The sequence below is a fragment of the Algoriphagus winogradskyi genome (genome assembly GCF_900182815.1).
Classification (GTDB): Bacteria; Bacteroidota; Bacteroidia; order Cytophagales; family Cyclobacteriaceae; genus Algoriphagus; species Algoriphagus winogradskyi.
Map to the genome: position 1 here is coordinate 42,785 of NZ_FXUA01000009.1, position 21,123 is coordinate 63,907.

23 protein-coding genes are annotated in these 21,123 nt (G+C 40.3%); 9 read left to right on the top strand and 14 right to left on the bottom strand.

All coding sequences use genetic code 11. From position 1 onward, the window contains the following. Nucleotides 1-3: 3 nt before the first annotated feature. A complete protein-coding gene (locus tag QOL76_RS18760; protein WP_283414497.1) occupies nucleotides 4-342 on the bottom strand; it encodes a nucleotide pyrophosphohydrolase in 339 nt (112 codons plus the stop codon). 149 nt (nucleotides 343-491) lie between these two features. Between QOL76_RS18760 and QOL76_RS18765 the strand changes: the two genes are divergently transcribed. The 5 genes from QOL76_RS18765 (at nucleotide 492) to QOL76_RS18785 (ending at nucleotide 4,383) form a co-directional block, all read left to right on the top strand. Continuing rightward, complete coding sequence (locus tag QOL76_RS18765; RefSeq protein WP_283414498.1) at nucleotides 492-1,589, top strand: VanZ family protein; 1,098 nt, start codon at nucleotides 492-494, stop codon at nucleotides 1,587-1,589. A gap of 126 nt (nucleotides 1,590-1,715) precedes the next feature. Further along, complete coding sequence (locus QOL76_RS18770) at nucleotides 1,716-3,278, top strand: M81 family metallopeptidase (RefSeq protein WP_283414499.1); 1,563 nt, start codon at nucleotides 1,716-1,718, stop codon at nucleotides 3,276-3,278. Between the two features lie 55 nt (nucleotides 3,279-3,333). Beyond that, nucleotides 3,334-3,627, top strand: coding sequence for a type II toxin-antitoxin system HigB family toxin (locus QOL76_RS18775; RefSeq protein ID WP_283414500.1), 294 nt, complete (start codon nucleotides 3,334-3,336; stop codon nucleotides 3,625-3,627). A 1-nt stretch (nucleotide 3,628) separates the two neighbouring features. Continuing rightward, the gene (locus QOL76_RS18780; protein ID WP_283414501.1) at nucleotides 3,629-3,985 is read left to right on the top strand and encodes a helix-turn-helix domain-containing protein; all 357 of its coding nucleotides are present in this window, start codon (nucleotides 3,629-3,631) and stop codon (nucleotides 3,983-3,985) included. Between the two features lie 11 nt (nucleotides 3,986-3,996). Beyond that, nucleotides 3,997-4,383, top strand: coding sequence for an iron chaperone (locus QOL76_RS18785; protein WP_283414502.1), 387 nt, complete (start codon nucleotides 3,997-3,999; stop codon nucleotides 4,381-4,383). A gap of 174 nt (nucleotides 4,384-4,557) precedes the next feature. On the opposite strand, the gene QOL76_RS18790 is transcribed toward QOL76_RS18785, so the two are convergent. Both QOL76_RS18790 and QOL76_RS18795 read right to left on the bottom strand, forming a co-directional pair. Then, a complete protein-coding gene (locus QOL76_RS18790; protein WP_283414503.1) occupies nucleotides 4,558-5,826 on the bottom strand; it encodes an aminotransferase class V-fold PLP-dependent enzyme in 1,269 nt (422 codons plus the stop codon). 309 nt (nucleotides 5,827-6,135) lie between these two features. After that, nucleotides 6,136-6,525, bottom strand: coding sequence for a DUF302 domain-containing protein (locus QOL76_RS18795; RefSeq protein WP_283414504.1), 390 nt, complete (start codon nucleotides 6,523-6,525; stop codon nucleotides 6,136-6,138). A 182-nt stretch (nucleotides 6,526-6,707) separates the two neighbouring features. Here QOL76_RS18795 and QOL76_RS21245 point away from each other — a divergent pair, with 182 nt between their 5' ends. Both QOL76_RS21245 and tnpA read left to right on the top strand, forming a co-directional pair. Beyond that, the gene (locus QOL76_RS21245) at nucleotides 6,708-9,413 is read left to right on the top strand and encodes an alginate lyase family protein (RefSeq protein WP_346771421.1); all 2,706 of its coding nucleotides are present in this window, start codon (nucleotides 6,708-6,710) and stop codon (nucleotides 9,411-9,413) included. 185 nt (nucleotides 9,414-9,598) lie between these two features. Then, nucleotides 9,599-10,051 (top strand): IS200/IS605 family transposase, encoded by a 453-nt coding sequence (gene tnpA, locus QOL76_RS18810; protein WP_283414505.1) that lies wholly within the window; start codon nucleotides 9,599-9,601, stop codon nucleotides 10,049-10,051. 415 nt (nucleotides 10,052-10,466) lie between these two features. On the opposite strand, the gene QOL76_RS18815 is transcribed toward tnpA, so the two are convergent. From QOL76_RS18815 to QOL76_RS18845, 7 genes are all read right to left on the bottom strand, one after another. Continuing rightward, on the bottom strand, nucleotides 10,467-11,939 hold the full coding sequence (locus QOL76_RS18815) for an ATP-binding cassette domain-containing protein (protein WP_283414506.1): 1,473 nt from the start codon (nucleotides 11,937-11,939) through the stop codon (nucleotides 10,467-10,469). Between the two features lie 243 nt (nucleotides 11,940-12,182). Beyond that, a complete protein-coding gene (locus QOL76_RS18820; RefSeq protein WP_283414507.1) occupies nucleotides 12,183-13,661 on the bottom strand; it encodes a sulfatase family protein in 1,479 nt (492 codons plus the stop codon). Nucleotides 13,662-13,754: 93 nt separating this feature from the next. Continuing rightward, nucleotides 13,755-14,207, bottom strand: coding sequence for a D-aminoacyl-tRNA deacylase (gene dtd, locus QOL76_RS18825; RefSeq protein ID WP_283414508.1), 453 nt, complete (start codon nucleotides 14,205-14,207; stop codon nucleotides 13,755-13,757). Next, a complete protein-coding gene (locus QOL76_RS18830; RefSeq protein WP_283414509.1) occupies nucleotides 14,204-14,923 on the bottom strand; it encodes an NAD-dependent epimerase/dehydratase family protein in 720 nt (239 codons plus the stop codon). The genes dtd and QOL76_RS18830 overlap by 4 nt, the downstream gene beginning before the upstream one ends. A gap of 3 nt (nucleotides 14,924-14,926) precedes the next feature. Further along, a complete protein-coding gene (locus tag QOL76_RS18835) occupies nucleotides 14,927-15,547 on the bottom strand; it encodes a thioredoxin family protein (RefSeq protein ID WP_283414510.1) in 621 nt (206 codons plus the stop codon). Between the two features lie 31 nt (nucleotides 15,548-15,578). Beyond that, nucleotides 15,579-15,992 carry a YkvA family protein gene (locus QOL76_RS18840; protein ID WP_283414511.1) on the bottom strand — a complete coding sequence of 138 codons (414 nt, stop codon included), beginning with the start codon at nucleotides 15,990-15,992 and terminating at the stop codon, nucleotides 15,579-15,581. Nucleotides 15,993-15,994: 2 nt separating this feature from the next. Beyond that, a complete protein-coding gene (locus tag QOL76_RS18845) occupies nucleotides 15,995-16,516 on the bottom strand; it encodes a DUF7935 family protein (protein ID WP_283414512.1) in 522 nt (173 codons plus the stop codon). Between the two features lie 110 nt (nucleotides 16,517-16,626). Here QOL76_RS18845 and QOL76_RS18850 point away from each other — a divergent pair, with 110 nt between their 5' ends. Further along, nucleotides 16,627-16,941: a HesB/IscA family protein gene (locus QOL76_RS18850; RefSeq protein WP_283414513.1), complete on the top strand. Its 315-nt coding sequence runs from the start codon at nucleotides 16,627-16,629 to the stop codon at nucleotides 16,939-16,941. A gap of 155 nt (nucleotides 16,942-17,096) precedes the next feature. After that, on the top strand, nucleotides 17,097-17,591 hold the full coding sequence (locus QOL76_RS18855; protein ID WP_283414514.1) for a DUF6265 family protein: 495 nt from the start codon (nucleotides 17,097-17,099) through the stop codon (nucleotides 17,589-17,591). An 818-nt stretch (nucleotides 17,592-18,409) separates the two neighbouring features. Here QOL76_RS18855 and QOL76_RS18860 read toward each other — a convergent pair. The 4 genes from QOL76_RS18860 to QOL76_RS18875 are packed head-to-tail and all read right to left on the bottom strand — an operon-like array spanning nucleotide 18,410 to nucleotide 21,051. Then, complete coding sequence (locus QOL76_RS18860; protein WP_283414515.1) at nucleotides 18,410-18,865, bottom strand: DUF4268 domain-containing protein; 456 nt, start codon at nucleotides 18,863-18,865, stop codon at nucleotides 18,410-18,412. A 2-nt stretch (nucleotides 18,866-18,867) separates the two neighbouring features. Then, nucleotides 18,868-19,731 carry a ChaN family lipoprotein gene (locus QOL76_RS18865; protein ID WP_283414516.1) on the bottom strand — a complete coding sequence of 288 codons (864 nt, stop codon included), beginning with the start codon at nucleotides 19,729-19,731 and terminating at the stop codon, nucleotides 18,868-18,870. Next, nucleotides 19,724-20,089 carry a dihydroneopterin aldolase gene (folB, locus tag QOL76_RS18870; protein WP_283414517.1) on the bottom strand — a complete coding sequence of 122 codons (366 nt, stop codon included), beginning with the start codon at nucleotides 20,087-20,089 and terminating at the stop codon, nucleotides 19,724-19,726. The genes QOL76_RS18865 and folB overlap by 8 nt, the downstream gene beginning before the upstream one ends. Next, nucleotides 20,089-21,051 carry a DivIVA domain-containing protein gene (locus QOL76_RS18875; RefSeq protein ID WP_283414518.1) on the bottom strand — a complete coding sequence of 321 codons (963 nt, stop codon included), beginning with the start codon at nucleotides 21,049-21,051 and terminating at the stop codon, nucleotides 20,089-20,091. Before QOL76_RS18875 ends, folB begins: the two co-directional genes overlap by 1 nt. Nucleotides 21,052-21,123 lie beyond the last annotated feature (72 nt).

Sequence of the window (21,123 nt, forward strand, 5' to 3'; positions counted from 1 at the left end):
TCCTTACTTCAACTTCTCGTTATTCTTATGTCGATCAATATCACGAATATTCTTCTTTTCGAAGTTCTTCTTCATTGCCTCAGTAAGGTCAACCCCCGTTTGATTGGCGAGACAGATCAACACCCAAAGCACATCTGCCATTTCATCGCCTAGATCTTTTCCTTTGTCAGATTCCTTGAAAGATTGCTCACCGTAAGTCCGTGACATGATTCTAGCCAACTCCCCCACTTCTTCCATTAAAATAGTCATGTTGGTAAGCTCATTGAAATAGCGAACGCCAACTGTCTTGATCCATTGATCCACTTGCTCTTGCGCCTCTTTTATAGTGATTTCCTCTTTCATAAATGATTTAGGTTTAGCCAAAATTAACAATCTATTGATGCACTGGCAGGTCATTTTTCAGAGAAAAGGATCAGTTATTGATAATTAATATATTTTTCAGAATAGTACTGAAAAGCTATAATACCTCCAGTGAAGCTAAAACCGATTGCATGAATCAATATTTTGAGGCTATTCGAACATCTATCCTTTATTTCCCACTAGCAGCAGTTTTGAGTTTTGTGCCATATGCTTATTTTCAATACAAGAAAATAGGCTATGTCCAATTCAACAGAAGCCTGGTGTTTTATGTGTTCGCATTTTACTCCATGACAGCATTTTTTTTGACTTTGCTGCCCTTACCGGAAATAACCCCTGATTTCTGTGAAGTAAGATCTGGGAGATTTATCCCAAGCTATTTCCCATTTCGCTTTGTTAAGGATACATATAGAGAAGTTCAGGGAAATATCTCTCTTTTCAGTATTGTGAAAAGCACCACTTTCAAAGTAACCGCATTCAATGTGATGCTCCTGATGCCGCTTGGGTTCTTTCTCAGGTATTTATACCAATTCAAAAATGCCGGAATTGTAGCTTTGATAGGGTTTCTGACATCCCTATTTTTTGAAGTCACCCAGCTAACTGCCATTTACGGATTATATCCGTGCAGATTCCGCCATTTTGAGGTGGATGATCTGATCACCAATACCTTTGGCTGCTTCATTGGATTTGTGATCGCTCGGTATTCAAACGTACTACCTAATGTTTCCAGCAAACCCCTGGTAAATCATTCAGATGTCACCTTGACCCAGCGTTTTTTGGCGATTTTTGTTGACTCTTTATTGGTGATTTTATTTACTGCATATGTCATTGAAGGGCTCACTGATAATGTTTGGCTGCTATCCATCTTAAAAGTTGGATTGATTTTTATTTACTTTATACTCATTAGTAAAATCACAAATGGGCAAACTTTAGGAAAAAGACTACTAGGAATTCGAATCGTCAGAATGGATGGTCTTCCGTTGACTTACAAGGACCTAATAGCTCGTTATGGAATCTTTTTGATACTTCCATTTCTAGTCGGGGAAGTATCCAAATTCCTTATCGACACCCGATTTGATGATAGGCTATATCTTTTCCTTTACCTACTTTTCTTAGCAATCTGGTTTGTAGGTACGGTCATGGTCACTTTTATTAGAAAAGATCACCGAGGCTGGCTAGATCGATTTGCTCATACTACGCAGGTTCTAGCAAACCGAAACCCTGGTACTTAAAGCCTATTTTTAAATTTCTTTACTTATATATGTCCCGTTCCTAAAAAAAATCATAAATGTTTTCAGGGGTTAGTTTAAATTGACCTTCGAGAAATTATAATTTTCATCCGAAATCATAAACCACCTATGAGAAATTTCCTCTCCTTCCTATTTATACTCCTGATCAGTTTATCCTGCGCTACCAAGGAGGAATCAAAACCACTTCCTCGAATTGCCATTGCTGGTTTGGCGATAGAATCCAGTACTTTTTCTCCTGCAACGAGTGATGTGGCAGCTTTTCGAACTAGAGAAGGTGCGGATATCTTCTCCTATTACCCTTTTCTAGATTCAGCTTCAGAGGACAGAGGAAGAGCTGAATGGTTTCCTACCTTACGCGGCCATGCCATTCCAGGAGGAATTGTAACTAGAGAAGCTTACGAGGAGCTCGTGGGTAAAACCCTGGAAATGCTTAAAGAAAATCTCCCCTACGATGGGCTTTTCTTCGATATTCACGGAGCGATGAGCGTGGTTGGTTTGGATGATCCGGAAGGTGATTTCATCATTCGAGTACGTGATGTGGTTGGACCAGAAACCTTGATATCCACCTCTATGGATTTACATGGAAATGTTTCTTGGAGATTGGCGGAAAACACAGATTTGATTACTTGCTACAGAATGGCTCCACATGAGGATGCGTTAGAATCAAAGCAAAGAGCAGTTGAGAACATGCTTGATCGTTTGGAAAGTGGCAAAGGAAAGCCAGGCTTCAAAGCTTGGATTCCTGTCCCAATTTTGCTTCCTGGCGAAAAAACAAGCACCAGAATTGATCCAGGGAAAAGTCTTTATGCAAAAGTAGATCCTATGACAAAAAAAGATGGCGTGATCGATGCGGCAATTTGGATAGGTTATGCTTGGGCAGATGAGCCTAGAAATCATGCGGTGGTAATGGTGACAGGTGATGATGAAAATGCAGTGACAGAGTCAGCAGAAGAATTGGCACAAAGCTTTTGGGATGTACGAAATGAATTTGAATTTGTAGCACCAGTTGCACCATTGAAGGAAAGCTTGGATATGGCGATCGCCTCTGACAAAAAGCCTTTCATGATTTCTGACATGGGCGACAACCCAACTGCAGGTGGTGCGGGGGATGTAACTTGGACTTTAACAGAAATCCTAAAGCGCCCAGAGTTCAAATCTGAAAATGGCCCTACATTGATTTATGCTTCTATCCCAGGCCCTGAGTTGGTGGAGAAAGCCATTGCTGCTGGCGTGGGAGGAAAAGTAGAAGGGACAGCTGGTGCCGCAATCGATGATCGATTTGCACCACCAGTTATGCTCAAAGGTACTGTGGAAGCAATCAAAGAAGGAGACGGAGCTGCAGAAGTAGAAGTAGTGGTTAAAGTTGGTTCCGTTCATGTGATCGTCACTAAAAAGCGCAAGCCCTATCATAATGAAAGGGATTTCACAGATCTTGGTTTAAAGCCAAGGGAAGCAGATATAGTAGTAGTAAAGATCGGATATCTGGTACCTGAGCTCTACGATATGAGAGCAGACTGGATTATGGCCTTGACACCGGGCGGAGTTGATCAGGATTTGGAGCGACTTGGCTATAAGCGAATCAATCGTCCGATGTTCCCTCTTGATAGGGATATGGCAGACCCGGATTTGAAAGCTAAATTAGTACCTGCAGCGGATGAGCTAAAAAAATAAATTCCCGTATTGGGAACTTTTCCTTTATTTCTTTACTTTTGCAAGAGGACTGATAATGAGAATAATCGCCAGAAAAACGCTTAGAGAATACTGGGAAATTCACAATGATTGTGAACAGCAACTAAATGCTTGGTATTATGAAATTGCTAAATCTTCTTATTCCTCTATTAATGATTTAAAGGCAGATTATCCTAGTGCTAGCATTTTAAAAGAAGGTAGAATTGTTTTTAATATCAAAGGAAACAAATACCGTTTAATTGTGAAATTCAGTTTTGAACATCAACGTTGCTGGATTCGATTTATAGGGACTCATGCAGAATACGATAAAATAAACGCAAACGAAATTTAAAATGGATATCTCACCTATCAGAAATGAAGAAGATTATCAAAATGCTTTGGATAGACTTGAGCTAATTTTTGATTCTAAAAAAGGAACTCCTGAAGGGGATGAATCAGAAATTCTGACTATTCTAATAGAAAATTATGAAGAAACTCATTACCCCATAGATTTACCAGACCCCATTGAAGCAATCAAATTCAGAATGGAGCAAATGGGTTTGAAACAAAAAGATTTAGCGGAGGTAGTTGGACTCAAAAGCCGCGTAAGTGAAATTCTTAATAAGAAAAGAAAATTGACTTTAGAAATGATTAGAAATTTAAGTTCTAAACTAAATATCCCTACTGAAATTCTAGTTAAAGAATACTGATTTGAATTCTCATGATGAACGCAAAGCCATCCTCCGTAGAAGAATATCTTAGCTGGTGCTCTCCTGAAGTGAGAGAAAAGTTGGAGCAAATGCGCACGACAATTCTGAAGGCTCTGCCAAAAGCTAAAGAAGTGATCAGTTACAATATGCCAGCCTTCAAAACCACAGAAGTGCTGGTGTATTTCGCAGCAGCGAAAAAACACATTGGGTTTTACCCTACAAATAGCGGTGTGGCTGAATTCAAAAAAGAACTTAAAAATTACGTGACGTCCAAGGGAGCTATCCAATTCCCTCTAGACAAACCTTTGCCTCTAAAGTTGATTGCCGACATCTCACAATTCCGAGCAGCCGAAGCTGAAAAGAGAGCTGAATTGAAGAAGAAAAAATCTTTGATTTAGAACCAGGAAACGTTGGTAAAATGTATTTCGGTCTTTCAGACCTTACATATTTAGATGAACATCTTTTACCCAGCCCTATAGATCTGGGCTATGGTATTTAGGCTTTTAGCTCTATTATCTCAGGAGATGCTCTTTGTGAAACCTTTGCGGACTTTGTGGTTAATACCTGAATACTTAACTCAATACTTTCTTAGAAGCTTCAAGAAAACTATCTATTTCAGCCTTACTATTATAAATATGAGCTGAAATCCGAATTGCATCCAGCTTACTTTCTGGAACTTGGCGAATTCTAAAACCTTCTTTACTTATTAAACCAGCAGCCTCTTGGTAGTTCATTTTCTTAGGTTTGAAAGTAACCATACTGATTCGGGATTCGGGTTCTACAGGACTTAAAATTTCAAGCATCGAACTCATTTCGGATAGCCCATCAAACAAGTATTGATTTAGCTCTCGTATCCGGCTTTCTATTTTCTCTTTCCCTATTTCTTCCTGAAATTCAGCAGCCGCCACAGCTCCTCTCATCATCGGCAAACTCTGACTTCCATAGTCAAAACGATGGGCTGTTGGCACATACCCCTTGAACTCCGGTGGATTCTGGTACAAATCCCAACCTAAATCAGAATATGCACCTACTTGATAGGCCTGCACTTGGTCCAAAACACCTTCTCTAACATATAGAAATCCAGTTCCATTTGGACCCAAAACCCACTTATGGTAACTGCTTGCATACATATCACAGCCCAAATCATGAAGATCAAGATCGAAAGTACCTGCTCCATGTGCACCATCAATAGCTGTAAATATTCCTTTGCTTCTAGCAAAAGCTGAAATTTCTTTGATGGGAAAAACTAATCCCGTTGTGCAGGTGATGTGAGGAATTGCAATCACTTTGGTTTTAGAAGTCACCAAGCTTTTAATCAATTCCAAATTCTCAGCTTGAGTAGCTTTGGGTTCAAAAGGTTTTAACACTATCCCATGCAATTTTGCGCGGTTCAACCATGGCAACGCATTTCCCACATGCTCATGCAACGTGATGATCACTTCATCTCCAGCCTTCAGTGGCAGACCCCAACACATAATATTAATCCCCTCAGTTGTATTATGAGTAAGAGAAATCTCAGAGGTTTTGATTCCCACAAAAGCCGCCAATTTCTCACGTTCTGGCTCAATATGACCATATTCACCAGATGTATTAGTATCAACAAAGGAATTTTGCAAAGCATCCAAAACCACTTGGGGTGAAGGCCCAAAAGTTCCATTGTTCATGTAAACTCTACTGTCCTTCAGAGGAAATTTCTTTCTGAGCTCAGCCCAGAATTCTTCTCCCACCAGAGAAGGGTTAATAGATTTCGGAGAGGTTTCCTCTGGAGAATTGAATAAAACCAAGCCTGGAATCGCTATACCTGCACTAAGTTTCTGGATAAATGATCTTCTACTGTTCATAAGGTTAATGGCTATCTTTATGAGTTAGGAAATGATCTCCAATAATTCAAAGAAAATGGTATTAGCATGCCAATAATTAGGTTGATCGGGTGCTTTACTCAACCTACGCTTCGAGATTTGTAACCTAGAAGCTGTGTCGTAAGATTTGCAATCTTTAATTAAAAATACCAGCAATTATCGATTGCTTTTTTCGGCTTGAAAAACCAATGATAAAGGATGAGGATTGCAAATTCTGAACAGAAGAGAATTCAAAAACCTTGGCATGTGAGACACAGGCCAAGGCGGCAAAACACAATTATAACTACGACTTTACGCTAACGCTTCGATCACTTTTTTCAACTTATCGCGCACCTCTACGGCGACTGGCTCAAGTCCCTCATTCTTAACTCCCATCATAGAGACTACTGGATCCACTGCCGAAACATCGATTTGACCTTCCTCTTTCTCTTGGACAATAACATTACATGGAAGCATCAAACCGATCTTATCTTCAGCTTGTAAGGCTTTATAGGCATTCGGTGGATTGCAGGCTCCTAAAATTTGATAATTATAAAAATCCACATCCAACTTTTTCTTGAGTGTAGCCTTCATGTCTATGGTTGTCAACACTCCAAAACCTTGGTTTTTCAACTCTTCTGTAACTCTTTCAATCACCTGATTGAAGTCTCCTTTTATTCTTGTTGTTATATAATAGCTCATAACACTAATAACGCAAACTCTTCCGAGAAGGATAGTGACTTGAGTCACTTAACCACATTGTCGCTCATAAGCTTAACAATCAGCAATACCCTTTCAGGAACCTGTGCTACCACTTCGGTGAAATCCCTTTCAAAACATCTCAATAAATTGCATCTTAGGTATCCTTTATCTATTTACCCAAAATGATCCGATCCCTTCTTATTCTTCTTTTTGTATTCACCTCCTTTTTCACAAACCTGCAAAAGAACGAGCCTTCCGAAACTGACTATCTCGCAAAAGAACGAGCAAGGGTTATTCAGCTAGCAGACAAATATGCTAGCGAAAAACCAATTACAGTCACGGCAGAAAGTAGCCCAAGATCTGCAGGCGGGATACATGATTTCTATTCAGAAGGAGATTATTGGTGGCCAGACCCAGACAATCCAGATGGACCGTATATTCAGTGTGATGGCCTGACCAATCCTGACAATTTCACAGCACATCGTGAAGCGATGATTCGCTTCAGCCAGATTTCTGGAGCACTGGCTTCAGCCTATTTGGTAACTAAAGATGAAAAGTATGTCATAGCTTTGGCTCCGCATCTGAGAGCTTGGTTTATAGATGAAGCCACCAAGATGAACCCAAACTTGCTCTATGCTCAAGCGATAAAGGGAAAAGTAACAGGGCGAGGAATTGGAATCATCGACACCATCCAACTCATGGAAGTGGCCAAAGCAATCGAATCAGTGGAAGATTCAGAAGTGATTTCTGATTCAGAAATAAAGCAGATGAAAGACTGGTTTTCGGAGTATTTGAATTGGATAACTACTCATCCATATGGGATAGATGAGCGTGATCATGGAAATAATCACAGTGTATGTTGGGCAATGCAGGCTGCTGTTTTTGCAAAACTGGTAGGCAATCAAGAAGTCCTCGATTACTGTAAGGAAATGTATAAAACGGTGCTGCTTCCTGATCAAATGGCCGACGATGGGAGTTTTCCACTGGAACTCAAACGTACAAAACCTTATGGTTATTCTCTTTTCACTTTAGATGCCATGGCAACGCTTTGCCAAGTGTATGCGGACGATTCCGAAAACCTATTTAGCTACCAAACAGCAGACGGGAAATCTTTGGAAAAAGGGATTTCATTCCTTTACCCTTTTGTAGAAAACAAGGATTCCTGGCCCTACCAAAAGGATGTGATGTACTGGGACAAATGGCCGGTTCGACATTCTTTTCTGCTTTTCGGAGGACTTGCTTATGATCAGGAACAATACCTTGAGCTATGGAATTCACTTGATGCTGACTTTGACACGCCGGAAGTCATTCGAAATATGCCGGTTCGATTCCCAATGCTTTGGCTTTCTGATCAAGAAAAAGAAACCATTGGGGAGTTAGACGCAAAATTAACCTCAGATGCAGCCGTAAAAATAATAGCTTCTGGGGTAGTGAATTACAGTGACTTTGGGGCCAAAGGAGATGGAAAAACCGATGCCATGCAGGCAATCTTTTCTGCGCATGAATTCGCCAATGAACATGATTTAAAGGTAATAGCGGATGATGGAGCAAGTTATTACATTGGAGGAAAGGCCCTTACGGCAATCATCCAAACTGACACAAACTTTGGTGATGCTACCTTCCTCATTGACGATAGAAATGTGGAAAATAGAACTTCACCCGTTTTCTTGGTCAGCTCAAGCCTAGAATCTTATAAACTTGATGGCATCACTTCACTGAAGAGAAATCAGGAGAAAATTGACATCACTTTGCCAGGTTCTGCGTTGATCACTGTCACCAATTCCAACAAGATGCGGTATATCCGATATGGGCTAAATCAAAACAATGGCGCTCCTCAAACTGATATTTTTCTGATAGACAAAAATGGAAATGTGGATCAGGATGCTCCTATTATTTGGGATTTTGAGCAAATCACTGAGATCACAGCTCTTCCCATAGATGAGAAAACCCTGACTATTTCCGGAGGATTTTTTACTACCATTGCCAATCAGGAGGAATCAAAATACAACTACTACAGCCGAAATATATCCATACAGCGCTCCAATGTTATTGTGGATTCATTGGAGCATCGCGTCATTGAAGAAGGAGATCAAGGAGCTCCATACAGTGGATTTCTAAATATATCCAACTGTACAAACGTAACCGTTAAAAACACCACCTTGACAGGTCATAAAACCTACTCGACCATAGGAAATGCGGGGAAACCTGTAACTATGGGAACCTATGACATCATTGTGAACCGAGCTCTGAATGTATCCTTTGTCAACTGTACTCAGACAAATGACATAGATGACAATGTTTATTGGGGAATAATGGGCTCAAATTACTCTAAGAATCTACTTTTCGATAAATGCGTCTTTTCCCGTTTCGATGCTCACATGGGCGTTGCCAATGCCACAATCCGCAACTCTACGCTAGGGCACATGGGTATCAATGCGATCGGAACTGGGACATTCACTGTAGAAAACTCCACTATTAGAGGAAGAAGTCTAATCAATCTCCGGTCCGACTATGGTAGCACTTGGGAAGGAAAATTAACTATCCGTAACAGTACTTTTGTACCCATGGGAGGCAAACCCAGCAGTCCAGTCTTAATTAGCGGATATAACTCTGGCCAACATGATTTCGGCTACACCTGTTATATGCCGGAGCAAATCATTATCGAAAACCTAAAAATCGACGACTCCAATCATCCTGATGATTACCAAGGCCCAGCGATTTTCGGGAATTTCAATTCCGAAAGAATAGATGAAAATTACGAGGAGAAATCTCCTTATATCCTAACCAAAGAAGTGAGGCTTAAGAATGTCACTACATCGAGTGGAAAGGAAATAAGAGTGAGTGAGAATGAGGTGATGTTTAAGGGAGTGAGGGTGGAAAAGAACTAGGATTCCAAAATCACACAAACATCATAACAAAAACTAAAACTAAATCAATTGAAAATCAGCATTTAAGGCCGAGAATATTATATTCATTAGCCCTGAAAGGGCATAATATCATAGCAGCGGTCGCCAGGCCGTTGTTAGGAATCAGTTGATTTCATTTTTAAAGCCCTGAAGGGGCGCAATATTCTATGGGACAATCACTCGTGAAAAATTATGTACACATCATTTTTAGCACCAAAAACAGACAGCCATTTATCAAACAAGTGTATGAAGAAGAGTTATTCAAATACCTCGGGGGAGTGTGCAAAGCCTTAGACTGTGCTCCGATTCAAGTAGGAGGATATTTAGACCATGTGCATATTCTGTGCCTCTTGAATAAAAATTTAACCATTGTGAAATTGCTAGAGGAATTAAAAACAGATTCTTCCAAATGGATGAAAAAGCGAGCAGTTGAATTGAGTGATTTTTATTGGCAGGATGGGTACGGGGCATTTTCGGTTAATCCTAGTGAGATTGGTATTGTGACTGACTATATCCAAAATCAGCGTAAACATCATGAACGTAAATCATTCCAAGATGAGTACAGAGCTTTTTTGAAAAAATATAATGTGGATTATGACGAGAGGTATGTTTGGGGATGACACTGTACTTTTGATAGCGCCCTTTCAGGGCTTGGAACTAAATGACAATAAATATCAATTTCGATGGGCTACACCCATCGCTGAGGTATTGAGCCCTTTCAGGGCTAAAACATCAGAAGCTATTTTCAACTACAGTACAAGTCAAATAGTTCTTCCCCCCACAAATAGCTACTTTGTCAGAACTGCATTTTTTAAAACGAAGTATGAATAAAATATATCCCGCCTAATAAGGCAGATATTCCAGCATAAAATAATTTAACATCACCACTAGTCCACCCTTTCTTGTTAAAAGCATTATCTCTATACTGAATAATAAAAACAATAATTGATATAAGAATAAAACATAAGCCAATAAAAAATCTAAATGAATCCATTTCCTATAAATTTTTCTTCTAAAATTATCTCTTTATAGAACCTATCCCAACTCCATCACCTTCCCCACCGCCTCTGGCACATCCTCTGCATAGTGGCTCACATACACCAAGGTCATCTCAGATCGCTCACAAATTTGCTGCACAGTATCCTTAAATAGCCTACGCTGAAACTCATCCATTCCTTGCGACGCCTCATCGAGGATTAGCAATTGGGGTTGCTTGATCAACGCTCTAGCAAGTAATGTCCAACGTTGGTTTTCCAGAGAAAGTCGGTTGATAGGAATATTTGCAAAGCTTGCTAGCTGGAAAAGCTTTATCCAAGATTCAGCCAATGCTTCCTGCTCGGCGGAAACTTTTTTGAATAAACCCATTGTATCAAAAAGCCCCGAAAGGATAACTTTTCGGCAGGTTTGGTTGGCAGGAAAGAATCGGCTAAGCTCAGGGGCTACAAAACCAGTAGGCCGCTTCACATCCCATATACTCTCTCCAGTTCCTCGTTTCCGCCCAAAGAGCCATAGATTTTGAGAATAGGCTTGAGGGTTCTCTCCAACCAACAAACTGATCAAGGTAGATTTCCCAGAACCATTGGAGCCTTTCAATAACCAACGCTCTCCTGACCTCACCTCCCAGTTGAGGTTTGTCAAAATCTGCTTTTCTCCGTATTTGATATGGAGGTTTTCCAGACGAATTACTTCTGTATTTTCCTTAGGTCTTTTTGGTAGCAAGGAATCTAATAATCCCCAATCGTAAGAGAAATCTTGCTCGTGTTTGGCGGTCAAATGAAAGTCAGCTACTTCCCACACATTCTCTATCCCTTTTCCACTTAACTTGGCTACATGAGTAATGCCTTCAGGGATTTCATTTGCTGAAGTGGTCAACAAGACTTGAACTCCTTTGGAAATTATAACTTTCAAAATCTCCCCAAACTCCGCTCTGCTTTTGACATCCAAACCAGTCATGGGCTGATCCATCAGGTAGATTTTTGGCTGACGCATAAGCCCCAGGCCTAGCGCCAATCGTCGGGTTTCCCCATTGGAAAGCAAGAGCAAAGACTTATCCTGCAACTTCTCCAAATGCAATAATTCAGATACATTTTCCAAGGTCCATGGCCCTTCAACTTTTGCTTTCACTTCCAATAAATATTCCCGAACAGTGGCCGTTTCTTCAGCTTCTGAGGAATTGAATCGCTGTTGAAAATAGAAGTTTTGCTGATTGGATTTATTGCGAATTTCGTAGCGCTGAGAGACATACGCTATCAAGTCTCGGAAAGAATTGATCTCGCCAGAAATGGTTTTCTTCTCGGTATATTCCTGTGCAAAAGGTCGATTGACCTGACCTTTTGGAATCACAGCATTCCCACGGATAGTCTCTATAAAGGCTGTAAGTTCAGCGCCAGAGCTACCTATTACCGCCCATTGCTGTCCAACTTCCCAATTAAAATCCAGTGATTCAAAAACTTGTTTTCCCTTGGTGAGAACTTGGGCGGAATGGATACTAAGTAATGAGGTAGACAAAATAAAATGATTTGAAAATTGAAGATTGGCATTTTCTCCGAAACAGTCAAAATCCGACATCAATAAAAATAGGTATCGGTACTATTATAAATGCTCAACTTAAAAGTAAGGCTTCCCGCAGATTCACGCTGAAAAGGAACGCTGATTTACGCTGAACTCCAAGAATTAGCTTACCTTCGAAAGCTCAAAAATCTCCGTATATCTGCGAGATTTATCTGCGTATATCTGCGGGAAGCATCATTCTTATCGATTAAGCTCCAAATAATTGGGCTTGCGAACGCTATCCTTCGCATCGTAGAGATAATTATACTGCATCATATACTCATCCGCTGGAAGAAAAGAATCATTTGTAGCTTTCAATTTTTCCATCAAAACACCTTCCAACTGATGTTGAAGTTCTGATAATGCGGGATCATTAACTAAGTTGCTTTGTTGATAAGGGTCTTTTTGATTGTCATAAAGCAACCAAGGACCCTTTAAATCTTTGACGTAAGTATATCTTTTGGTCCGGATTCCACGAAACTCTCTACCACCATTTAGAAATTTCCACTCGTGAAAAGGAACAGGTAGCATTATCAAGGCAGCTTCATTTCCCAAATCTTCCCCAGCAAGCAATTCACTGGAAAAATCACTTCCCTCTATACTCTTTGGGGGAGTAATATCACTCAATCCGAGTAGTGTCGGCAATAAGTCTGGTGTTCCTATTGGGTCATTTACTTTCCTGCTCTTCTCTCCAAATTTTGCTGGGTAACGAATCAACATAGGGACTTTGATTGCCTCGTCATACGGTCGCTGCTTTTTCAGCACTCCTTTAGACATCAACATATCACCATGCTCCGAAGTGAAAACAAGGATGGTATTGTCTGCAATACCCGCTTTATCCAACTCTTCAAGCAAATTCCCGATCGCAAAATCTATTGCAGAAGCATGTGCGTAATAACCTGCCATCACCCTTCTTGCCGAATCTTGTAAAGCGAGAGGAACATTTGGACGAACCTCCAAGGTGCTCGCATCATACAAATCCTGGAATTCTTTGGGAGCAGAAAAATAAGGGTCATGCGGCGGTCCATAGGACAACATTAACACAAAAGGATTTTCTTTATTCCTATGTATATAGCTAATCGCACTATCCGTCTGTGGGAAAACATCGTAACCTTCCCAAGTATGCTTCACATCATTTTCATCGAAATAGAAGCTATTGTTATAGTTGTGAGTCACCTCTCTGACTTTCCAATAATCAAAACCTTGTCGCCTATCTTTCGGCACCGGTAAATCCCTTGAGCTAAAATGTTGCTCTCCTCTCGCATGGCCATTTAAATGCCATTTGCCAATGTACCCTGTAGCATATCCCTGTTCTTTATAGATTTCAGCCATAGTCAGGGCTTCATTTGGTAATGGTTTGTCATTGTAAAACACACCATGAGTGAGTGGATATTGTCCGGTTAAAAAGCTCGCTCTCCACGGAGCACAGACTGCCATGGTAGTTACTGCATTTTCAAAAATCAAACTCTCAGTAGCAAGCTTGTCTAAATTGGGAGTTTTGATTTGGGTATTTCCCATATAACCAACTTCCTGAGCTCTCCACTGATCGGCAAGAATGATGATTACGTTTGGCTTTGCTTGGATTTCGCTGGATTCCTGATTTGGCTTGCTACAGCCGTAAAGCAAATGAGTAATTAGTAGAGAAAAAGCAAAAAATCTAATGAGAGATTGGGTTTTCATGCGACAGGATTAGAAAAGATAAAACCTAAATTAATCTTCACTAAAATAGGTAAACCAGTCCTCATCCTATCCTGTCCTAACCTGTCTTTACATTTAGACTTTGTTTTTACTATCCATTATAATGGTAACAGGACCATCATTGACCAAGGAAACTTTCATATCTGCCCCGAATTCACCGGTACCGATTGATTTCCCAAGTTCCGATTCCAACGAGACAATCATTTTCTCATACATAGGAATCGCAATATCAGGTTTGGCCGCTTTGATATAGGAAGGTCGATTTCCCTTTTTCGTACTTGCATGAAGTGTAAACTGCGAAATCAGTAAAATCTCTCCGTTGATATCAAATAGGCTCTTATTCATCACTTCATTTTCATCTGGGAAAATCCTGAGATTTGTGATTTTCTTCGTTAGCCAAGTAATATCCTCTTCCGAATCAGCCTCTTCTATTCCCAGTAAAATCATCAATCCTGTTCCTATTTCGGCTTTTACTCTCCCATCAATTTTAACGGAAGCCTCAGATACTCTTTGAATAACTACTATCATTTGCTTAGGTCTTGCATTTCTCCGGAGGAGATCACTTCTATAGAATTTGATTTTTGCGTCAGCGCAGTTTTCACTAAAGCCTTGGCCACTTGAAAATCATAGATCGGACGAATATTCTTAAATAGCTTTAACCAAATCAAAGGCTTCATCACTACCTGAGCGACTTGCTCTCCCAGTCGAAATTCATTTCTATTCCCCATTAATAAGGAGGGTCTGAATAAACCTGTATAGCTAAATCCGATTGACTTAAGATCTTCTTCGGTTTTACCTTTTGTTTGACTATAAAAAATCGAGGATTTCGCATCGGCACCGGAGGAGGAAACATATAGAAACTTTGATGTACCCAAGGTCTTTGCCCACTTGGCAAATTCAATTACCAAATCATGATCAATAGCAAAAAACTTTTCCTTTGATCCTGCTTGCTTTATGGTAGTGCCTAATGCGGAAAATGCGTGTATTTCTGCCGATTTCTTATTCAGCGCATCGATCAGAGCAAAATATTCTCCGCTTAGACTCTGTTCGGCAATTTTAGCTTCCCAGTCCCAGCTCTCAATTTTCGCCATATCACCTTCAATCTGTACAAGCTTCTGTTGCTTAATAGCGAGTTTCCTTCGGCCAACGCTTAATACATAATTATATTCTTCATTTTTGAAAAGTTGGTGAAGAATAGCCTTGCCCACCAGGCCGGAAGATCCAGAAATCAGTGCGATTCGCATATTTTATAATGTTGCAGCAATCAGGGGGATCAATTCCTCTGTTATTGCTTTATTTTTATCCCGTGCATACCAAAGGTGAGTACCGTCCGCAAACTCCTTGGAAGTAATGTTTTGTTGATCCAATTTATATGCCTTTAGACGGTTTTGAAGAAATTCCGGTCTAGGTCCCCAGACGAAAAGCTCCTTACTCAAATCACCAGACAAGCTAATCAAAATCGGAATTGATCGTGCTCCCTCGGTAAGATAAGCATCCATCAGGCCCGGATTCTCATCCCGCAAAACAAATTTCAAGTTGATTAGTGGATTCAATTCAGCCAGCTTGGCTATAAATGGTAAACTTTGAGCTGCATCTCCGCACCAAGCTTCAGTAATCACCAGCCAAACTTGGGGAGAAGAAATTGACTTTACCACTTTCTCCAGCTCGGGTGAAATCTTTGCCGTTTTATCCCAGCGATTCATTCGCTGCACATTCATCTTAGTATAATCCAGATAACTCTCTGAATGATTGATTCCAGTAGTCTTATTTTCAGCCAAAAGCCGATCAATCATTTCTCTATATTCTGCGTATGTCTGAGCCGATTCAATTAGCTTAGAAGAAATTAATACTGTTTGTTGGTCTAGCATTTCCTGTGATTTTGGAGACTAACAGACCTAGCTAGTCTTGAGTTCTCTCCCAATCCAAAAAATCTTCAATTTCATCTTTTACTTTGGCATAAATAGCCAAGACAACGCTTAGATCATCTGCAAAGCCAAAAAAACCCAAAAAGTCAGGAATGATATCAATGGGTGAAATAAAGTAAACTAAAGCTAAAAGTACCAAGCCAAGAGTACTATTGGTCAATTTATGCGCTCCATTAAAATGTGCCTTGATCATGCGGATAAAGACAGATAAAGGCTCAATAAGTTTTTTTACTCTTGGATTATCCCCAACACTTGAAAGCTTATGTCCAACTCCAGCAATTAACTCCGTCACTTTTTCTTTTTGCTTTATGAGTGCATCTACCTTTTTACCAAAAAGTGCTTTGGCATTATCGATAGTTGCGGAAGTCTTTGCTTTTAAGCTGCTCATTTTCAAAAGTAAATTTGAATTTCTGATTTCACTTGTTTCAACGCATATCCGATCGGATCGTTCTTTCTGTCTAAAGCTTGCGCAAAAATCGCCTTAGCCATATCCAGCCCAGTGGCTTCCTCATTAAGTACTTGTCGACTTTGATTGATGATTGTAGTCACTTCTTCTACAGCTCTTTTTACTGCTTCCCAAGTTTCCTCAGAAAAATACACTTGCTGGGAAAAATTATGATTGAATTCCTCACGAACTTCAGCAAGCAAAAGAGAGTGTAATTCACCTGAAGTCAGACCTCCTGGGTTAGATCTTCTCACCAAATTATTTGGAGTAATTCGCTCAAGAAAAAGGCAAATCCGTTCAGCCGCCTGCAAACGAATAGGAAGAATGGTTTGGGAGTTTTGGGTTTTCAACTCCACCAGTGTCTTTTCCCTTTCCTTTGAAAGAAAAGAAACGACCACTAGATACATTCCATAAAGGACTATGCCTGCTGGCAAAAGAATTTTCAATAAATCGACTGCGTATTCCATTTTTGGGGATTAAACTCGAATTTGCACAAATTATCCCCGTCAAAAAACATAAGGGGAATGTAAATTTGTATTGACGCGAACCAATTCCCTGCCAAAATCATTTTCACCACATGATAATTCCAATAAAGATCACCGAAAAGGCCGAGGTAGAGATCAAAAATATCATGGCCAATAAGAACATCCCTGCTGACTATCACCTACGAGTGGGCGTGAAGGGTGGCGGATGTGGTGGTATGTCCTACGCTTTGGGTTTTGACAAGCCGAAGGAGGAAGATCAGAAATTTGAATTAGCAGGGATTCCAGTTCTGATTGAGAAAAAGCATTATATGTTTTTGATGGGAATGCAGATTGATTTTTTTGAAGGAGACGAGGCTAGAGGATTTACGTTCGTGAATCCCGAGATTCCAAAGAGACATGATGTGTAATTTTCATTTTTAACCGCGAAGGACATGAAGGTTTCGCAGAGAACGCCATTGAAAAAGTTGTTCTGCTTCTCCAGAAGCTGGCATAAAATAGCTCTTCATAATCTGAGCATTACCTCAGAATTTTTAATAAATTCATATAGAACAAAACCTTTCCTATGAAAAAGTCAATACTCTCCTGCATTCTACTTTTTATATGTTCAATAGCTTTTTCTCAGGTGAAGCAACTTGAAAAGGATCAAGAGCCTGGTAAAGGACATGTCTCTGACTTGGATTGGCTGGAAGGTTTTTGGACCGGAACTGGTTTTGGTGGAGAATGCGAGGAAGTTTGGATGCCAGCAGTAGATGGGAATATGATTGGGACTTTTCGCTTTTGGAGTGAAGGCAAACTTGTCTTTTCTGAATTCATGAATATCGTGCAAGAGGGAGAGACTTTTTCATTGAAGCTCAAGCATTTTAATGCTGACCTTTCACCTTGGGAGGAAAAAGACAAATGGACCACATTTCGATTGGTGGAAGTTGCTGAGAATACCGTTTATTTTCACGGATTGACCATGAAGCGTGTGGGCGACGAAATCAAACTCTGGCTTGCTATGACAGAAGACGGGGTCAGTACAATTGAGGAATTGAAATACGTAAAGCGGGAGTTTTAATAATTGATGATTTCTATCAATTTTCAATTCATTGGAAATCGATAGAGTATAAAATCATTTTGATTCCGTCCTTTCAGGACTTCATTAGTTCATCTTTCCTCTATACTACAACCATCACTGGGGTATTTGCCCCTTTCAGAGCCAAAAAACCAACTCTTTACCTGAATAAATTACATCTGGCGTTGAAAAATTTGATTCTTAAGAGCTTGTTGGAATCAATAGCAATCGCATCATTAAATTCACTTGCCCTGTAAGGGCAAGATAACAAAGCAACGGTCGCTAGGCCGTTGTAAGGTTTAAGAAACATTCATTTTTAAAGCCCTGAAAGGGCGTAATAAATTATGGGACAGTCACTCGTAAAGAATTATGTACATATCATTTTTAGCACGAAGAAGAACAGAGCCATTCATCCATCGCAATTGGCAAGGTGGCTACGACGCATTTTCAGTTAATCCGAGCCAGATTGAAATTGTTAGTATTTATATACAAAACCAACGAGAGCATCATGTAAGCAAAACTTTTCAAGAGGAATACAGAGCATTTATAAAAAAAATATAAGGTAGACTATGACGAGAGGTATGTTTGGGGCTAATGCTATAATTACGCCCTTTTAGGGCTTAGATAAATATCTATCTATATATATCATCGATGGGCTTCACCCATCGCTGAGGTATTTAGCCCTTTCAGGGCTAAATTGATAATCGAGCACCCAATAAAAAATTGGCTCTGAATTGGCCCTAAAACAAAATAACTGTAGAAAACTGTTAGGAGGGAAGTTTAGTGATTTGACTCAATACTTAAATGTGACGACATGAATTTTAACTCTCAAAACCTGGCTTTACATTACTCCAAAACTCATCCAAGGCGATGATTCTGGGTTTGAGGAATGAAATGATCTCTGGCCAATCTGCTTCATTCATCACATTCACGGCTGGTAATTTTTTTTCTATTCTGGAAACCAACTGCCCAAACTCATTCTCTTGGTGCAAATTCCAACTCCACTCTTCGCCTACCGTGACCTCCAGCATTTTCCTAAACTGAGCAAATTGATCAAAATACAACTCCTGCAATTCCTCGTCAGCATGACCGATCTCTATTCCAATCGACGCAAAATCACGCTCAGCTTTCATCCTGAAATAAATATTCCGAACGCCTGTTTTGTAATTCGGCCAGTTAATTCGCCTTCCTTCCGCATTCGGAATGGGTTTCATGTATTGCCCAAAAGCAATCCAAAACTCCGAACGGATTCTCGATGTTTCAGCTTTGTTGTACAAGATTAATAGGTAGTATGGCTGTCGCTAGGTAAGACAAGGATAATTTCACCGGCTTTTGCATTTTCATCATCCAGTTTATCCAATTGATCTTGTGTTACCATGTGGATATCTAAAATTTTCAGATCTGGGAACTCTCTTTTCAAATACCACAAAATACCCTCTCCGTCTTTGGTATGGTAGGAACCATTGATATGATAGATCTGCTTTCCTTCACGAATAGGCTCAAAAAGTGATTCTGCCATGGTCGCATCTTTCAAAGCCTGAGCTTGAATCATAAAATCGGAATTGCCCGGCGCGCCATGCATCATATCCTTCATGGCAACATAGCCTGGCATGCTCATATCTACTTCTACCGGTAGCTTCGCAAAATATTTTTTCGCTTGGGAAGAAAGAGAATCCAAAGCGCCTAAACCAGCTTTACTGACTAGAGAAGCATATTTTCTTGGAACATTTGTGGCAATAAACCTTAACCCTTTCTCCTTAGCATAGCGCAAAATAGGGCGGTAATCGCTATTGTAATTCTTCCAAAGATTTGCCTCAGCTTCGAAATTGCTTTCGGTAATTTGACCTGAAAACCACTCGTCCAAGTTCAACTGATCTTCTCGCTCAAAAATCTCTGATCCTACCACCAAATCAGGATTCTGCGCTTGCAATCCTTTTAGCACCTGCAATTTTAACCAGTGCCCAAGACTGTTATTATGAAGCTCTCCAAAGAAAACCGCATCAACATCTTTAGCGTCTTTGAGAACATCCTTCAAATCTATTTTTTTGCCTTTGTTAGTAAAAAACTGATAGGCCTCTCCCTGAGCTTTGAGGGTTCCAAATGAACCAAAAACTAGCAGGAACACTAGAAAATAATTACGCATAATCTTCCGGGTATTGAATTTGCACAGAGGAGAAGCTTACTAATCCTCCGAGAGCAGGATGATGCTTTTTAAGCGTTAATCTAATTGTTGTGGTTTTGGGATAGGCCTCTAAAATATCGGTCACAATCATGTGGCCCAGATGTTCGAGCAGTTTCACTTTCACATCCATTCTGGCTTTGATCAATTTGTACAATTTGGAGTAATCCACAGTTGCACTCAGGTCATCATGAAGCATCGCCTGTCTGAAATCTGTTTCCAGTTCGAGATCCAAGGTAAAGCGATTTCCAAGTATGGATTCCTCGGGATATGCTCCGTGGTAGGCGTGAAACTCAATCCCTTCGAGACTTACTTTCCCCATCAGTCAAATTGGTCAAAAAATGAACCTGATTGGTTCTTAGCATCATCAGTATATTTCGGTTGGGTAGCCTGAGTCTTGAGCGGTTCTTCAAATGGCTTCTTCTCCTTAGCCTCCTCTATTTCTTCTATATCCTCTTCAAGAACCTCGTCTTCCAGCTGCATCTTGGTGTCTTCTAATTCCAGCTCCTCCTCTGCATCTTCTTCGATTTCTATCTCCAAATCAGGTGTTGAATCATGATCTTCTAGCTCTAAGTCCTCTTCTATCACTTCCATTTCAGCTAAAGGACTTTCATCTATTTCTTCTTCGAAAATCTCCTCTTCGTATCCAAGATTCTCAAGATTTCCGAAAGTGAATGTTTGTGACCTGCTTAGTTCATCTATCGCTCTGGCATGAGCCTTGGCGTCAATTCTAGAGTAATGCGCTTCCGAAAGATCAATCTGATTCAAGGTGTCCTGTGCAATTCTCTTGAGGCTTTTCACCATTGATTCTCTTTGCTCAGCTAGGCCTTCATAAGATCGGACTAGGCCTTGCATGCTTTCTCTGAGCTCTACGATAGTCTCTTTCGCCTTGGTTTCCGCAGCGCCGATGATCGCAGCAGCCTGCTCCTCAGCTTGTTTCCTGGAGTCAGCCAGCATCTGATCAACGTGCTTAGTCGCATTGTCAGCAGTTTCATTTGCATCAGCGATAATCAAGTCCGCAGCTTCATTCGCTTCTACAATTATTGCAGCTCCGGTATCTTCCGCAGTTTTGAGGGTACGGAAAAGTGATTCCTCCACATCCTTCAATCGCTTTGCCTCTGCTTCTGTATTTTGAAGCTTAGTTTTCAGCTCCATATTTTCTTTGTGAAGCAGGTCGACTACTTCAGATATTTCGTCCAGAAATGTGGTAACTTCTTTTTTCTCATATCCTCTGAATCCAACTTCAAAGGTTTTTTGCCGAATGGCTGCTGGTGTGATCTTCATGTGTTTATAATTTGTCTTTTAAAGGCCCCATGGAATCTCGCGTGGCTATAATCCGATATGCTTTGAGACCTT

Bases quoted from the DNA above. Each gene is read 5' to 3' on its own strand.
- QOL76_RS18760 (WP_283414497.1), bottom strand. From the start codon at position 342: ATGAAAGAGGAAATCACTATAAAAGAGGCGCAAGAGCAAGTGGATCAA.
- QOL76_RS18765 (WP_283414498.1), top strand. From the start codon at position 492: ATGAATCAATATTTTGAGGCTATTCGAACATCTATCCTTTATTTCCCA.
- QOL76_RS18770 (WP_283414499.1), top strand. From the start codon at position 1,716: ATGAGAAATTTCCTCTCCTTCCTATTTATACTCCTGATCAGTTTATCC.
- QOL76_RS18775 (WP_283414500.1), top strand. From the start codon at position 3,334: ATGAGAATAATCGCCAGAAAAACGCTTAGAGAATACTGGGAAATTCAC.
- QOL76_RS18780 (WP_283414501.1), top strand. From the start codon at position 3,629: ATGGATATCTCACCTATCAGAAATGAAGAAGATTATCAAAATGCTTTG.
- QOL76_RS18785 (WP_283414502.1), top strand. From the start codon at position 3,997: ATGATGAACGCAAAGCCATCCTCCGTAGAAGAATATCTTAGCTGGTGC.
- QOL76_RS18790 (WP_283414503.1), bottom strand. From the start codon at position 5,826: ATGAACAGTAGAAGATCATTTATCCAGAAACTTAGTGCAGGTATAGCG.
- QOL76_RS18795 (WP_283414504.1), bottom strand. From the start codon at position 6,525: ATGAGCTATTATATAACAACAAGAATAAAAGGAGACTTCAATCAGGTG.
- QOL76_RS21245 (WP_346771421.1), top strand. From the start codon at position 6,708: ATGATCCGATCCCTTCTTATTCTTCTTTTTGTATTCACCTCCTTTTTC.
- tnpA (WP_283414505.1), top strand. From the start codon at position 9,599: ATGGGACAATCACTCGTGAAAAATTATGTACACATCATTTTTAGCACC.
- QOL76_RS18820 (WP_283414507.1), bottom strand. From the start codon at position 13,661: ATGAAAACCCAATCTCTCATTAGATTTTTTGCTTTTTCTCTACTAATT.
- dtd (WP_283414508.1), bottom strand. From the start codon at position 14,207: ATGATAGTAGTTATTCAAAGAGTATCTGAGGCTTCCGTTAAAATTGAT.
- QOL76_RS18830 (WP_283414509.1), bottom strand. From the start codon at position 14,923: ATGCGAATCGCACTGATTTCTGGATCTTCCGGCCTGGTGGGCAAGGCT.
- QOL76_RS18835 (WP_283414510.1), bottom strand. From the start codon at position 15,547: ATGCTAGACCAACAAACAGTATTAATTTCTTCTAAGCTAATTGAATCG.
- QOL76_RS18840 (WP_283414511.1), bottom strand. From the start codon at position 15,992: ATGAGCAGCTTAAAAGCAAAGACTTCCGCAACTATCGATAATGCCAAA.
- QOL76_RS18845 (WP_283414512.1), bottom strand. From the start codon at position 16,516: ATGGAATACGCAGTCGATTTATTGAAAATTCTTTTGCCAGCAGGCATA.
- QOL76_RS18850 (WP_283414513.1), top strand. From the start codon at position 16,627: ATGATAATTCCAATAAAGATCACCGAAAAGGCCGAGGTAGAGATCAAA.
- QOL76_RS18855 (WP_283414514.1), top strand. From the start codon at position 17,097: ATGAAAAAGTCAATACTCTCCTGCATTCTACTTTTTATATGTTCAATA.
- QOL76_RS18865 (WP_283414516.1), bottom strand. From the start codon at position 19,731: ATGCGTAATTATTTTCTAGTGTTCCTGCTAGTTTTTGGTTCATTTGGA.
- folB (WP_283414517.1), bottom strand. From the start codon at position 20,089: ATGGGGAAAGTAAGTCTCGAAGGGATTGAGTTTCACGCCTACCACGGA.
- QOL76_RS18875 (WP_283414518.1), bottom strand. From the start codon at position 21,051: ATGAAGATCACACCAGCAGCCATTCGGCAAAAAACCTTTGAAGTTGGA.